The 13,066-nt window shown below is 69.7% G+C and carries 12 protein-coding genes and 2 pseudogenes; 9 read left to right on the forward strand and 5 right to left on the reverse strand.

Annotated features, from left to right (window positions below):
- Positions 1–34 precede the first annotated feature (34 nt).
- A complete protein-coding gene (locus OH809_RS23410) occupies positions 35–2,164 on the forward strand; it encodes an FUSC family protein (RefSeq protein WP_406420553.1) in 2,130 nt (709 codons plus the stop codon).
- A 22-nt stretch (positions 2,165–2,186) separates the two neighbouring features.
- Here OH809_RS23410 and OH809_RS23415 read toward each other — a convergent pair whose 3' ends face one another.
- On the reverse strand, positions 2,187–2,660 hold the full coding sequence (locus OH809_RS23415; protein WP_406420552.1) for a hypothetical protein: 474 nt from the start codon (positions 2,658–2,660) through the stop codon (positions 2,187–2,189).
- Positions 2,661–2,921: 261 nt separating this feature from the next.
- Between OH809_RS23415 and OH809_RS23420 the strand changes: the two genes are divergently transcribed.
- Positions 2,922–3,164: a DUF397 domain-containing protein gene (locus tag OH809_RS23420; RefSeq protein WP_406420551.1), complete on the forward strand. Its 243-nt coding sequence runs from the start codon at positions 2,922–2,924 to the stop codon at positions 3,162–3,164.
- Positions 3,165–3,224: 60 nt separating this feature from the next.
- Here OH809_RS23420 and OH809_RS23425 read toward each other — a convergent pair whose 3' ends face one another.
- On the reverse strand, positions 3,225–3,749 hold the full coding sequence (locus tag OH809_RS23425; protein ID WP_406420550.1) for an ATP-binding protein: 525 nt from the start codon (positions 3,747–3,749) through the stop codon (positions 3,225–3,227).
- Between the two features lie 306 nt (positions 3,750–4,055).
- On the opposite strand from OH809_RS23425, the gene OH809_RS23430 reads away from it, so the two are divergent.
- The 5 genes and pseudogenes from OH809_RS23430 to OH809_RS23450 form a co-directional block, all read left to right on the forward strand.
- Positions 4,056–4,937: a helix-turn-helix domain-containing protein gene (locus OH809_RS23430; protein WP_406420549.1), complete on the forward strand. Its 882-nt coding sequence runs from the start codon at positions 4,056–4,058 to the stop codon at positions 4,935–4,937.
- A 54-nt stretch (positions 4,938–4,991) separates the two neighbouring features.
- A complete protein-coding gene (locus OH809_RS23435) occupies positions 4,992–6,449 on the forward strand; it encodes an aldehyde dehydrogenase family protein (RefSeq protein WP_406420548.1) in 1,458 nt (485 codons plus the stop codon).
- 103 nt (positions 6,450–6,552) lie between these two features.
- Positions 6,553–7,104 (forward strand): DinB family protein, encoded by a 552-nt coding sequence (locus tag OH809_RS23440; RefSeq protein ID WP_406420547.1) that lies wholly within the window; start codon positions 6,553–6,555, stop codon positions 7,102–7,104.
- Between the two features lie 18 nt (positions 7,105–7,122).
- Positions 7,123–7,764 carry a PadR family transcriptional regulator gene (locus OH809_RS23445; RefSeq protein WP_406420546.1) on the forward strand — a complete coding sequence of 214 codons (642 nt, stop codon included), beginning with the start codon at positions 7,123–7,125 and terminating at the stop codon, positions 7,762–7,764.
- Between the two features lie 49 nt (positions 7,765–7,813).
- A pseudogene (locus tag OH809_RS23450) lies at positions 7,814–7,909 on the forward strand (ABC transporter permease); the annotation flags it as partial.
- Between the two features lie 17 nt (positions 7,910–7,926).
- On the opposite strand, the gene OH809_RS23455 reads toward OH809_RS23450, so the two are convergent.
- Together OH809_RS23455 and OH809_RS23460 are read right to left on the reverse strand one after the other, a co-directional pair.
- Complete coding sequence (locus tag OH809_RS23455) at positions 7,927–9,351, reverse strand: glutamate decarboxylase (protein WP_406420545.1); 1,425 nt, start codon at positions 9,349–9,351, stop codon at positions 7,927–7,929.
- Positions 9,352–9,528: 177 nt separating this feature from the next.
- Complete coding sequence (locus tag OH809_RS23460; protein WP_406420544.1) at positions 9,529–10,806, reverse strand: ion channel protein; 1,278 nt, start codon at positions 10,804–10,806, stop codon at positions 9,529–9,531.
- Between the two features lie 156 nt (positions 10,807–10,962).
- On the opposite strand from OH809_RS23460, the gene OH809_RS23465 reads away from it, so the two are divergent.
- Positions 10,963–11,721 carry a MerR family transcriptional regulator gene (locus OH809_RS23465; protein ID WP_406420543.1) on the forward strand — a complete coding sequence of 253 codons (759 nt, stop codon included), beginning with the start codon at positions 10,963–10,965 and terminating at the stop codon, positions 11,719–11,721.
- A 53-nt stretch (positions 11,722–11,774) separates the two neighbouring features.
- On the opposite strand, the pseudogene OH809_RS23470 reads toward OH809_RS23465, so the two are convergent.
- Positions 11,775–12,178: pseudogene (locus OH809_RS23470) on the reverse strand (YbjQ family protein).
- Positions 12,179–12,324: 146 nt separating this feature from the next.
- Between OH809_RS23470 and OH809_RS23475 the strand changes: the two are divergent.
- Positions 12,325–13,041, forward strand: a complete 717-nt coding sequence (locus OH809_RS23475) for a DedA family protein (protein ID WP_406420542.1) — start codon at positions 12,325–12,327, stop codon at positions 13,039–13,041.
- The last annotated feature ends 25 nt before the right edge of the window (positions 13,042–13,066 follow it).

The raw sequence follows: 13,066 nt of genomic DNA on the forward strand, positions 1-13,066 counted from the left end.
TCCGCATAAGGGGCATTCCGACTAGGCTCGGTCCATGAGCTGGCTCCGGGCGCTGAGAGAGACCGCCCGCTCGGGGTTGACGATCGAGCGGCGGCGCCTCGAACCGCTCATCGCGATCCGTGGCGCGGCCGGACTCGCCCTGGTCATCGGGGTCGGCCTAGCCTTCTTCGGGCCGGTGGTCGCCGCCAGTTCCGCGTTCGGTGCGTTCCAGGCGGCCATCGCCACCTTCCAGCGCAGCTGGCGCCCCCGGCCCGTCCTGGCCCTGGTCTCCGGTGCGAGTCTCGCGGTATCGACGTTCCTCGGCTATCTCACCGGCGCCCATCTCCCGCTGTTCATGGCCCTGCTGGTCCTCTGGACGTTCCTGGCCGGGCTGGCCTGGGCGGCCGGGCCGACCGGCGGCATCATCGCCGCATCCAATGTCGGCATCATGCTGGTCACGATCACCCTCCCCACCTCCGTTGCCGAGGCGGCCGTACACGCTGTGATGATCGCGTTCGGCGGAGTCGTCCAGGCGGCGCTGATCGTCCTGTTTCCGGTACGCAGATGGGGCGCCCAGCGCGACGCCCTCGCCGACGCGCTGGCGGCGGAGGCCGACTACGCCCGCAGGCTGCGCCAGGACCCGGTCGCAGCGTTCGACCCGGTCCCGCTGATGACCGCCCGCAGCGCCGCCGCCGTCACCCCGCGCCAGGCCCGCCACCGCCCCGCCGAACTGCATGGCTCCCGCGGCGTCGCCGAACGGATCAGGCCGGTGCTCGCCTCGCTCGCGGACCCGGCGGTGGGCGCCCCCGCCGAAGGTCCGGAACGCGGCCGGGTCTGCGAACTCCTCGCCGCCGCAGCCTCCGTACTGGACGCCGCGGCCCGCGCCATCCGGCACGGCACCCCGGTGCGCCTCCCCGCCCCCGCCGTCGCCGCCTTGAAGACCCCCGACACCGAGGCGATCCTCACCGGAGCCGCGCGCCGTGCCGCGCGCCGCCTCAGCGCGCTGCTCGCCGATGTCATCGAGACCGCCGAGGGCGACGGGACGAAGGAGGACCGGGCGGAGGCCGATGACGCGGCCGACACGATCACCCCGCACCGCCGCCGCCCCACCCTGCTGCGGCTGGTCCCCGTCGTCCTGCGGGCGATGCGCGCCGAACTGCGCCCCGGTTCGCCGATCCTGCGGCACGCCGTCCGGGTCACTGCCGTCGTCGCTGTCGGCTATCTCGTCGGCGCCGCCCTGCCGTTCGGTCACGGCTACTGGGCGCCGATGGCGGCCATCATGGTGATGCGGCCCGAGTTCTCCCAGACGTACGCCCGAGCCGCGGGCCGGTTCGGCGGCACGATCGTCGGGGTCTTCGTCGCCACCGCCATCGTCCGGGCCATCCATCCCGGTGTCGGTCCCGCCGCCGCGCTCGCCGTCGGCTGCGCCCTGCTGATGTACCTGCTGATGCGCACCGGGTACGTGGTCGGCCAGGCGTGCGTCTCCGCGTACGTCGTCTTCCTGCTCGGCATGGCGGGCGACGTCTGGTCGCAGACCGTGGCCGAACGCGTCGTCCTCACCCTGGTGGGCGGGCTCCTCGCGATGATCTCGTACGCCGTCTACCCGGCCTGGGAAACCCCTCGGCTGCGCAACCGGCTCGGCGACTGGCTGGCAGCCGGCGGGCGGTACGCCGCCGCCGTCGTCGACCAGTACGCGGATCCGGCGGAGCGCGGCGCCGAGGACGTCCGCGCCGCGCTTCTCGCCTCCCGCGAAGCCCGCGTGGCCTGGCAGGAGGCGGTCGCGAGGGCCCAGCACGAACCCGTGCGCCACCGCGGCCTCTCCCGCACGGCCGCCGAGGACGCCCAGCACACCCTCGCCCAGCTGGGCCGGGCCGCGATGCTGATGGAGGCGCACCTGCCGGAGGGCGATGCCACTCCCGTCCCCGCCGCGCAACTCGCCGACGCGCTGCGCCGGGCCACCGAGCAGGGCGCGAAGGATGTGCGGGAGCGCCGCGCACCGCGCTGGGACGCGGTCCGTGAGGCGCTGGAGCGGTGGGACGAGGAGGACCGGCGGCGCGGGCGGACATCCGACCCGGTCGTACGGAACGGGGCCGATCTGCTGCTGGAGTCCCTCGAGGAGTTCTCCCGGGCGCTGGACGGCGGCGCGGGCGCCCGGCCCGGGACGAGCGGTGCCGGACGGAGCTGAACGGTCCGGCAGCGCTCCCGCGTCACGGGGTGGGCAGGCCCGGCAGTCCCGTCGGCAGCGCACCCGGCTCCGTCCTGGCCAGCGTGTCCTTGCCGCCGGCGTCCCACTGAACGACGATCGTCTTGCCGTTGTTGGACGCGATGGCTCCCATGGTGCGGGTGGTGTCGCCGTCGGTGCACTTCAGTGCCAGCATCACCTTGCCCATGTCCTTCACCTCGCCCGAGCAGACGTGGCCGTCGGCGACGAGCGCGGCCTTGCCGGCGGTGACCGACAGGGCGACGGCCTTGCCGTCGCTCACCCCGGCCCATGTCCCGTCGAGCGCCGCGGCGTCTCCCGCGGAACCGCTGTCGCTGCCGTCGGCGGGTGCCGAGGTGGACCCGTCGGCTGCGCCCGTGTCCGAGTCGCTCTTCCCGCTGTCACTGCCGCAGCCCGTCAGTGCGACCGCGGCGGCCAGACCCGCGACGGCGACGGCGCCGGTTCGTACGAGTGGGTGCACCTGGAATTCCCCCTGGTTGACGAAAGACCGCCCAAAGTTACCAGGGCGTGCCGATCAATTTGCGGGGCAACTCATGCTGCCGGGAGCCAAATAGACGCACCGTTCGTCTATCTCTCCGTGCGAGCGGGCGGGCGGGCGAAGGCAAAGCTGTAATCAAGAGAACACCCCGCGTGCACGTGCATCTGCTCATGCATCGGCATGTGAACACAGCTATGATCCGACCCAGTTGACACTTGCACCTTGCAACTCGGGGAGCGTCCTGTGCACCACGTGTACAACGGCATGACCGCCACAGAGCTTCGCGGAGTCGTCTGGCAGAAGAGCAGGCACAGCAACTCCCAGGGATCCTGCGTGGAGTTCGCCAAGTTGCCCGACGGGGGTGTGGCGATGCGGAATTCACGCGACCCCGACGGGCCCGCCCTCGTCTATACGCCGGCCGAGATAGAGGCGCTGCTGCTCGGCGTGAAGGACGGGGAGTTCGATCACCTGGTAGCGGGCGGCTGACCGCCGTACGGGCGGAAAGCGCAGGCTGTGCGCGCGGAGCGCCGCGCCGGGCCGCGTGCGTCAGACGGTGTCGGAGAGCCGGAACAGCGCCCAGACCACCTTGCCGCGCTGCGCCTGCGAACCCGCGGGCGGATTCTCCGGGCCCAGTGCGGGGGACGGGTGCCAGCCCCAGCCGTCACTGAACGACTCGACCAGGAACAGACCGCGGCCCGACTCCGCCGAGTCCGCCGCCTCGGATGCCACCGGACTCGCCTGACTGGGGTCGCGCACCGCGCACACCAGACGTGAGGACCAGCGCATCAAGTGCAGCCTTACCGGAGCCTCCTGAGGGTCTCTCGGGGCGTCATCGGGCAGCGCGTGCCGCAGCGCGTTGGTGACGAGCTCGGAGACGACCAGGGCGACGTCGTCGAAACGGTTGCTCAACTCCCACCGGGCCAGCGTCGCCTTGGTGAACTGGCGGGCCCCGCCGACGGCTTCGTACCGGACCGGCAGGGTGCAGGTGGCCGATCCGGAGACGGCTGAGGGGTCAATGGGGGGAAGCCCCTGCCGTAACGGCCCGAGCATCGTCGATCCATTCGTCCCCATGCGAGGCACTCCCGGGATTCGCGGCTGTAGCGGTACTGCGGTGGTACAGCGGCACAACACGAACGAGCACGCAGGTGCGCGGGGCCCATGGTTCCGAATGCGCTGAGCAGATGCAAGGGCAGATGCACGTGCACGCGCCGGACCTGTCCGACCCCGTGCCGGTTCTTGCTCATTTCTCCCTGCACACAGTTTCATGGCGTTCCGGAAGTCGTCTCATTTCCGTAATCGAATGAGTACGGGCTGAAGCATTTTGATGGCAGAATCCGGCTCTTGGGGTTCCGGGGGTGCCCCGATGCCCAGGAAGCGATGGGGAGGGTTGGACCAGTGGCGGCAGGCGAGTCGAGTGGATCCGTGGTGCGGCGCATCCTGCTGGGCTCTCAGCTCAGGCGGCTGCGCGACTCGCGCGGCATCACCCGCGAGGTGGCCGGCTACTCCATCCGTGCTTCCGAATCGAAGATCAGCCGCATGGAGTTGGGACGGGTGAGCTTCAAGGCCAGGGACGTCGAGGACCTGCTCACGCTCTACGGGGTCACGGACGAGGCGGAGCGCGACTCGCTCCTCGGCCTGGCTCGCGAGGCCAACGTGGCGGGGTGGTGGCACAGTTACGGAGACGTGCTGCCCGGCTGGTTCCAGACGTACATCGGTCTGGAGGGGGCGGCTTCGCTCATACGGATCTACGAAGTCCAGTTCATCCACGGCCTGTTGCAGACCGAGTCCTACGCGCACGCCGTCGTCTCCCGCGGCATGTCCGGCGCCCCCGCCGCCGAGATCGACCGCCGGGTGGCACTCCGGCTCGAGCGGCAGAAGGTCCTCGTCTCCGAACGCGCTCCGAGCTTCCATGCCGTGCTGGATGAAGCGGCGCTGCGCCGCCCGTACGGCGAACGCGAGGTGATGCGCGCACAATTGCGGCATCTGATCGAAATGTCGGAACAGCCGAACATCACGCTTCAAGTGATGCCCTTCAGTTTTGGCGGGCATGCCGGAGAGAGCGGCTCCTTCACAATGCTGCGATTCCCGGAATCCGACCTGTCGGACATTGTCTATTTGGAGCAGCTGACAAGTGCGCTCTATCTGGACAAGGCCGAGGAAGTCGCCCAGTACGAAAAGGCGATGACGCGGCTCCACCACGACAGTCCGGGCCCCGAAGAGAGCCGTGATCTGCTCCGCGGCCTTCTCCAACTGTCCTGATTCATCAGTACGATGACGTATCAACAGGAGTCTGCACCTGCAGTAAGGGATCGCATGTCCTTCTTCAACGAGCTGGCCAACCAGTACATCGACGGTGAGTGGCGGACCGGCACGGGCTCGTGGGACATCATCGATTTCAATCCGTACAACGGGGAAAAGCTCGCCGCCATCACCGTCGCCACCGCGCAGGAGGTCGACGAGGCCTACCGTGCCGCCGAGCGCGCCCAGCGGGTCTGGGCCACCACCAACCCGTACGAACGGCGCCTCGTCCTCGAACGCGCCCTGCGGATCACCGAGGAGCGCACCGAGGACATCATCGGGGCGATCATCGACGAACTGGGCGGCACCCGGCTCAAGGCGGAGTTCGAGATCCGCTGCGCCAAGGACTTCCTGCGCGAGGCGATCCAGCAGGCGCTGCGCCCCGAGGGGCGGATCCTGCCGTCCCCGCTGGACGGCAAGGAGAACCGCGTCTACCGGCTGCCCGTCGGCGTCATAGGCGTGATCAGCCCGTTCAACTTCCCCTTCCTGGTGACGATGAAGTCGGTCGCACCGGCCCTGGCGCTCGGCAACGCGGTCGTCATCAAGCCCAACCAGAACGCTCCCGTCGTCGGCGGTGGGCTGATCGCCAAGATCTTCGAGGACGCCGGGCTGCCCGCCGGACTGCTCAACGTCCTGGTCACCGACATCGCCGAGATCGGCGACGCGCTGATAGCGCACCCTGTGCCCAAGGTGATCTCCTTCGCCGGCTCGGACCGGGTCGGCCGCCATGTCGGTGCGACCGCGGGCGGACTCCTCAAGCGGGCCATCCTCGAACTCAGTGGCAACAGCGCCCTGGTGGTGCTGGACGACGCGGACATCGACTACGCGGTCGACGCGGCCGTCTTCAGCCGCTTCGTCTACCAGGGGCAGGTCTGCATGGCCGCCAACCGCATTCTGGTGGACCGCTCCGTCGCACCCGAGTTCACCGAGAAGTTCATCGCCAAGGTGGCCGCGCTCAGGACCGGCGACCCGCGCGACCCCGCCACCCAGATCGGCCCGGTCATCAACACCTTCCAGGCCGACGCGCTGACCGCGCTGGTGGACCAGGCAGTCGCCGAGGGCGCCACGGCACTCGTGCGGGGCGGTACCCGTGGAAATCTCGTCGAGCCGACCGTCCTCGCGGGGCTCCCGGACGACTCGCCGCTGCTCGTCCAGGAGATCTTCGGCCCGGTGGCGCTGCTGATGACGTTCGACGGCGAGGAGGAGGCCGTGCGGATCGCCAATGACACCCCGTACGGGCTGAGCGGTGCCGTGCACACCCGGAACGCCGAGCGCGGGGTGCGGTTCGCGCAGCGCATCGTCACCGGGATGTTCCACGTCAACGACGCCACGATCGCGGACGACCCGATGGTGGCGTTCGGCGGAGAGAAGTTCTCCGGGACCGGGCGGCTGAACGGCGAAGCCACCGTGGAGGCGTTCACCACGCAGAAGTGGATCTCGATCCAGCACGGCCGGACCGAATTCTCGCTCTGATGCCCGCCTGTTGAGGACGGAAGCTGTCCGCAAGGGTCCGTAGCTTGGTCGGTGTCAGGAAGACACCGAGCGCAGGCTCGAACAGTTCCGAAGGGCGGACATCATGGTCACTCACGTTCCCGCAGAGGCCCACGGCGACGAGCGCGGCGCGCTCCTCTCCTTCGTCGAGGCCCAGCGCGGCGCGATCCGGCGCTCGCTGATCGGGCTGACAGAGGAGCAGGCGGCGAGTCGGCCCAGCGCCGGCGAACTCTCCCTGTCCGGGCTGCTCAAGCATGTCGCCGAGACCGAGCTGAACTGGCTGCGTCTCGCTCAGCAGCGGCCCAATGAGAAGGCCCGCACCGAGGAGACGTGGGCGGACAGCTTCCGGCTGGTCGGGGACGAGACCGTCCCGCAGATGCTGGAGTTCTGGGCGAAGGTCGCGGCGGAGACCGAGGAGTTCATCCACTCGGTGGAGAGCATGAGCGACACGTTCCCGCTGCCCGAGGCGCCCTGGTTCCCGAAGGACGAGCGCTGCTCGATGCGCTGGCTGCTGGTCCATCTCGTCGAGGAGATCGCCCGGCACGCCGGGCACGCGGACATCATCCGGGAGTCCCTGGACGGCCGGACCGCGTTCGAACTGGTCGCCGAGGAGGCGGGCTACCCTAGTCAAAGTTGAATAGGAAGGGTGGGTGGGATGTCCGCGATCCGGCTGCTGGTCCTCGGTGCCGTGCGTCAGCACGGCCGGGCGCACGGCTATCAGGTCCGCAACGACCTGGAGTACTGGGGCGCCCACGAGTGGTCCAACGCCAAGCCGGGCTCGGTCTACCACGCCCTGAAGCAGATGGCGAAGCAAGGGCTGCTGATCGCCCATGAGATCGCCCCGAGCACCGCGGGCGGCCCGCCCCGTACCGAGTACGAGATCACCGAGAAGGGTACCGAGGAGTACCTCGCCCTGCTACGTGCGGCGCTGACCTCGTACGACCAGAAGATGGACGTGCTGTCGGCGGGCATCGGCTTCATCGTCGACCTGGAGCGGTCCGAGGCGGTCGCGCTGCTCAAGGAGCGGGTGGCGGGGCTGGCGGCCTGGCGGGCGTCGGTCACCGAGTACTACACGCCGGAGGGCGGGCCCGAGTCGCTCGGTCACATCGGCGAGATCATGAACATGTGGGTCCACTCGGCGGACGCGGGAGCCGAGTGGACGCGGGGGCTGATCGAGCGGATCGAGGGCGGCGCGTACACCTTCGCAGGGGAGGGCGATCCGTTCGTCGGGGTGCTCGCCGAGGGTGAGGAGAACCCGTACGCGACCGGTGTCCCGGATCCCGGGGACCTCGACTAATCAAGATGCCCCGGTGGCGACGAGAGGGTGCGGCGAGGGTGGCGGACGCGATCATGCGGAACTTCTCGCGTTGGTGTGGCCGTCGGCACTGATCGCGGTGTTCTTCCCGCTGGCGGTGCGGAGGTTCGCCCGGCTCGGCCGGTAGAACCCCCGCCCCCTGACTCAGTGATGGAACGCCGTCGGCACGTCCCGGTCGTGACTCAGCGGATGGCGCTGGGAGCGCAGGTCGGGCAGCAGCAGCCGCAGGTCCTCCACGAGCAGTTCCGCGAGGTCCGAGGAGAAGCCGTTGCGGCACACCACCCGGAGCACCGACAGGTCCTGCCGGTTGGCGGGGAAGGTATACGCGGGCACCAGCCAGCCGTGCTCGCGCAGCCGGCGTGACACGTCGAAGACGTCGTACGCCCGCACATCGGGCGCGGTCGTCAGCGCGAAGACGGGCAACTCGTCGCCCCGGGTGAGGAGGTGGAAGTCGCCCAGCTTCTCGATCCGGGCGGCGAGTGCGCTCGCCACATCACGGGACGCCTGCTGAACGGCCCGGTAGCCCTCCCGCCCCAGCCGCAGGAAGGTGTAGTACTGGGCCACCACCTGGGCGCCGGGCCGGGAGAAGTTCAGCGCGAAGGTCGGCATGTCGCCGCCCAGGTAGTTGACCCGGAAGACGAGATCCTCGGGGAGTTCGGCGGGCGAGCGCCACAGCGCCCAGCCGACGCCCGGGTAGACCAGGCCGTACTTGTGCCCGGAGGTGTTGATGGACGACACGCGGGGAAGCCGGAAGTCCCACACCAGGTCCTCGTCCAGGAACGGCGCCACCATCGCCCCGGACGCACCGTCGACATGGACGGGGATGTCGAGCCCGGTGCGCTCCTGCAGCGCGTCCAGGGCCGCGCAGAGTTCGGCGATGGGCTCGTACGAACCGTCGAAGGTGGAGCCCAGGATCCCGACGACACCGATGGTGTTCTCGTCGCAGAGCTCGGCGGCGGCCTGCGGGTCGAGATGGAAGCGGCCGCCCTCCATCGGGACCTGCCGGGCCTCGACCTCCCAGAAGTTGCAGAACTTGTCCCAGCAGACCTGCACATTGATGCCCATGACCAGATTGGGCCGGGCGGTCGCCGGGTAGCGGTCGGCGTGCCTGGCCGCCCAGCGTCGTTTGAGCGCCAGGCCGGCGAGCATGCAGGCCTCGCTGGATCCGGTGGTCGAACAGCCCACGGCCGTCGACGGGTCGGGGGCGTTCCACAGGTTGGCGAGCATCGACACACAGCGCCGCTCCAGCTCGGCGGTGCGCGGGTACTCGTCCTTGTCGATCATGTTCTTGTCCCGGCACTCGCCCATCAGCACCCCGGCCTCGGGCTCCATCCAGGTGGTGACGAAAGTGGCGAGATTGAGCCGGGAGTTGCCGTCGAGCATCAGCTCGTCATGGACGAGTCCGTACGCGGTGGAGGGCGGCAGCGGACCGTCGGGCAGCTGATGCCTGGGCGGTGCGGACGTCATACCCGCAGTCGGGTCCGCCTCCCCGAAAAAGGGGTTGAGGGCGAGCCTGCGGCGCTCCGCGGACGGTTCCCTGCCGTGGTTCGAACCCTGATGGAGAGGCATCGGCGGAGAGCCCTTCTCAGCTGGTGGTGGTTCTGGCGGTGGTCTGCTCGGTGCCCGGGGGCAGCTCCCGGCCGCGAGGCCGTCGCCGTGGGGCAAGCGAGGCATGACCATATGAATGCGACGATACGGACAACTGCCGTGACCGGCGCGTCGGACGGGACCGGGAGGGGCTCCGGCTCACCGCAGCGGTGTGCCGTCCGCGCGCAGCTGCATCTGCGGCCGTCCGGTCACCAGCAGCCAGGTCGGCAGTGAGGCGAAGGCGAGCAGCGGCAGTACGGCCGAGTCGCTGACCAGCACCGCCGCCGTGAACAGGCTCAGCCAGCCCTGCCGGGTGACGGCCAGCAGGACCCCCAGCACCGCGGTCGGCACCGCGAGGGCCAACGGCACCGCGTCGACCAGCGCATGGGCGCACATGCCGAGCGCGACGCCCACGAAGACGGACGGGAAGATCCGCCCGCCCCGGAAGCCGCAGGTCGCGGCGATCACCAGGGCGGCCGTCTTCACCACGGCCATGGTGGCGAACTGCCCGGCCGACCAGCCGCTCGGATCGGCGCTGAGCTCCTTCACCTCGTCCAGCCCCTTGAAGAGGGTGAGATGCCCGCCGAGCGCGCCGAGCAGCCCGAGCAGCAGACCACCGGCGGTCAGCATCAGGACCGGATGCCGCAGCGCGCGGAACGCCCGGTGCGCGTGCGGCACCGCGTACACCGCCGCCAGACCGAGCGCCGCCCCCGCCGAGGCGATCACGGTCGACGAGAGCAGATCGACCCAGTGCGCTCCCGGGTACGCCGGCAGGGACAGGTCGAAGCTGGGATGGGCCAGCAGTTTCATGGTGAGCGCCCCCGCGGCGCCTGCCGCGAGCGGGGCGAAGAGCCGGTCCCAGAGCGCGCCCGGTTCGCCGCGGCCCTCGGTGAGCGACTCGGTGAGGATCAGGGCCGCGGCGACCGGGGTGCCGAAGAGGGCGCCGATCGTCCCGGCCGAGGCGAGCGCGATCCAGAGGCCGGCCGTACTGTCCGGGGCGGCCCGGCGGCCCAGCCAGAAGGCGAGCGCGATATTGGCGGCGGTGATCGGGTTCTCGGGCCCCAGGCTGACCCCGCCCGCCAGTGCCAGCACCGTCACGACCAGCAGTCCGGGGATGACGTCCGGAGGCAGGGGTGGATCGACCAGCCCGGTGGTGGCCGGATCGGGGCCTGCGTGGCCGTGCACCGTGCGGACGACCAGCCCGACGGCGAGGCCGGTCGCGGTGAGCGTCACGATCATCCACAGCGAGGAGTAGCGGCCGATGGAGAGCGCGTCCGGAAGCGTCTTCCAGAGCACGGCCTGGAGTTGCTCGGCGAGCAGGCTGACAGCGAGCAGGATCAGGGCCGAGGCCATCCCGACGACCAGGGCGGGCACGATGAGGAGCAGCAGCCGGCGCGCCGGGGTGATCCGGGCGAGAGCGACGGAGTCGGAGGCCATCGGGTCACCATAACTACGCAAAAGCCGTATAACCCACCCATGGCATCGGGGTGTGAGGGCAATTCGGGCTTGCACCTCACGTCACGTCAGGGCTCAGGCTCGGGTCCGTACCGACGCACCGACGTACGGAGCGAAAGCAGAAGGGAGCGGAGAGCCGTGGTCTTTTCCGTGGGACAGGTCGCCGGGTTCGCCGGAGTCACGGTGCGCACCCTGCACCACTACGACGGGATCGGACTGCTCTCGCCCAGCGGGCGCAGCCACGCGGGTCACCGGCGTTACAGCGACGCCGACCTCGACAGGCTGCAGCAGATCCTGTTCTACCGGGAACTCGGCTTCCCGCTCGAAGAGATCGCGGTGCTGCTCGACGACCCGGCAGCGGATCCGCAGGACCACCTGCGCCGCCAGCACGCGTTGCTGTCCGGCCGGATCGCCGAACTCCAGAAGATGGCCGCCGCCGTCGAAACAGCCATGGAGGCACGGAAGATGGGTATCAATCTCACGCCCGAGGAGAAGTTCGAGGTCTTCGGGGCCAAGGACCCGGAGGAGCACGCGGAGGAGGCGGAGCGCCGTTGGGGCTCCACCGCCACGTACGCGGAGTCGCAGCGCCGGGTGGCCCGCTACACCAAGGACGACTGGAAGCGGATGCAGGCCGAGGTCGCCGAGTGGAGCGAGGCGTACACCGCGGTGATGGAGGCGGGCGAACCCGCCACCGGGGAGCGGGCGATGGAGCTCGCCGAGGCACACCGGCTCCACATCTCCACATGGTTCTACGAGTGCACCTACGAGATCCATCGTGGGCTCGGCGAGATGTACGTCAGCGACCCGCAGTTCCGCGCCTACTACGAGTCGATCGGGCCCGGCCTGGCCGAACACCTGCGGGATGCGATCAATGCCAATGCGGAGCGCCGGGCGTAACTCCAGGTACGGGGGCGAGAGCGCCTCGGCCCCGTCGGTGCCCGTCGGGACGGTCAGGCCTTCTCGAGGACGACCGCCGTGCCGTACGCGCAGACCTCCGTGCCCGCGTCGGCCGCCTCCGTCACATCGAACCGCATCATCAGCACCGCGTTGGCGCCGCGCGCCCTCGCCTGCTCGACAAGCCGCTCCATGGCCTGATTGCGAGTCTGGACGAGGGTCTTGGTCAGCCCCTTCAGCTCGCCGCCGATCATCGACTTCAGCCCGGCGCCGATCTGGCTGCCGAGGTGACGAATGGGGTCTCCCCTGCTCGAGCGCAGCCGAGAGCTCGGGGAAGCACGGTCAGACCGAACACCTCACCGATCACCCGGGTCACCCGGTACCCGGGGGCGTCGTTCGTGGTGACGACCAGGACATCGGACTGTGCCGTCTGCCCGCCGCCGTAATCCTCAATGCCCATCGTGTGGCACCTCCTGGGGGCAGCTTTGTCCCGGTTCACCCGGTGTGCATCCCCGCGCGGTCCACTGGAACCCGAAGCTGGCCTCCGGCGTTGATAGCTTTGGGCGGCCACGCAGCTGCCATCGACCGATCCTGGAGCCCGGACCCTTGAATACGCTTGCGCTCGGACCGAGCTGGCTGGACCCGGACCATCTCATCGGGCAGTTCGGACTGCTTGGTGTGCTGGTCGTCGTCTTCGCCGAGTCCGGGCTGTTGATCGGCTTCTTCCTGCCCGGCGACTCCCTGCTGTTCACCACGGGTCTGCTGGTGACGACGGACAAGCTGCACACCCCGCTGTGGCTGGTCTGCGTCCTGGTGGCGCTGGCGGCGATCATCGGCGACCAGGTGGGCTATCTCTTCGGCCGCAAGGTCGGGCCTTCGCTCTTCAAGCGCCCCGACTCCCGCCTCTTCAAGCAGGAGAACGTCGAGAAGGCCCACGAGTTCTTCGAGAAGTACGGGCCGAAGTCACTGATCCTGGCCCGCTTCGTGCCTGTCGTGCGTACGTTCACGCCGATCATCGCCGGTGTGAGCCGGATGAACTACCGCTCGTTCATCACGTTCAACATCATCGGCGGTGTGCTCTGGGGCGTCGGGGTCACCCTGCTCGGCGCCGGGCTCGGGCAGATCGAGCTCGTCCGCAAGAACATCGAGGCGATGCTCATCCTCATCGTGCTGATCTCGGTGGTGCCGATCGCTGTCGAGTTCCTGCGCGCCCGCAGCAAGTCGAAGAAGGAAGCGGCCGCCGGGGACAGCGAGGACCGGGGCCCGATCGCGGGCGGTGGCGCCCCGTCCACGGGCCAGCGCGGCCGCCACGCCAAGCGCTGACCGCTGCTCGATACGGGGCCCGTAC

Source organism: Streptomyces sp. NBC_00873, from assembly GCF_045207415.1.
Lineage (GTDB): Bacteria > Actinomycetota > Actinomycetes > Streptomycetales > Streptomycetaceae > Streptomyces.

Coding starts and splice junctions, on each gene's coding strand:
- OH809_RS23410 (WP_406420553.1), top strand. CDS start 35: ATGAGCTGGCTCCGGGCGCTGAGAGAGACCGCCCGCTCGGGGTTGACG.
- OH809_RS23425 (WP_406420550.1), bottom strand. CDS start 3,749: ATGGGGACGAATGGATCGACGATGCTCGGGCCGTTACGGCAGGGGCTT.
- OH809_RS23445 (WP_406420546.1), top strand. CDS start 7,123: ATGTCCGCGATCCGGCTGCTGGTCCTCGGTGCCGTGCGTCAGCACGGC.
- OH809_RS23440 (WP_406420547.1), top strand. CDS start 6,553: ATGGTCACTCACGTTCCCGCAGAGGCCCACGGCGACGAGCGCGGCGCG.
- OH809_RS23430 (WP_406420549.1), top strand. CDS start 4,056: ATGGGGAGGGTTGGACCAGTGGCGGCAGGCGAGTCGAGTGGATCCGTG.
- OH809_RS23435 (WP_406420548.1), top strand. CDS start 4,992: ATGTCCTTCTTCAACGAGCTGGCCAACCAGTACATCGACGGTGAGTGG.
- OH809_RS23460 (WP_406420544.1), bottom strand. CDS start 10,806: ATGGCCTCCGACTCCGTCGCTCTCGCCCGGATCACCCCGGCGCGCCGG.
- OH809_RS23455 (WP_406420545.1), bottom strand. CDS start 9,351: ATGCCTCTCCATCAGGGTTCGAACCACGGCAGGGAACCGTCCGCGGAG.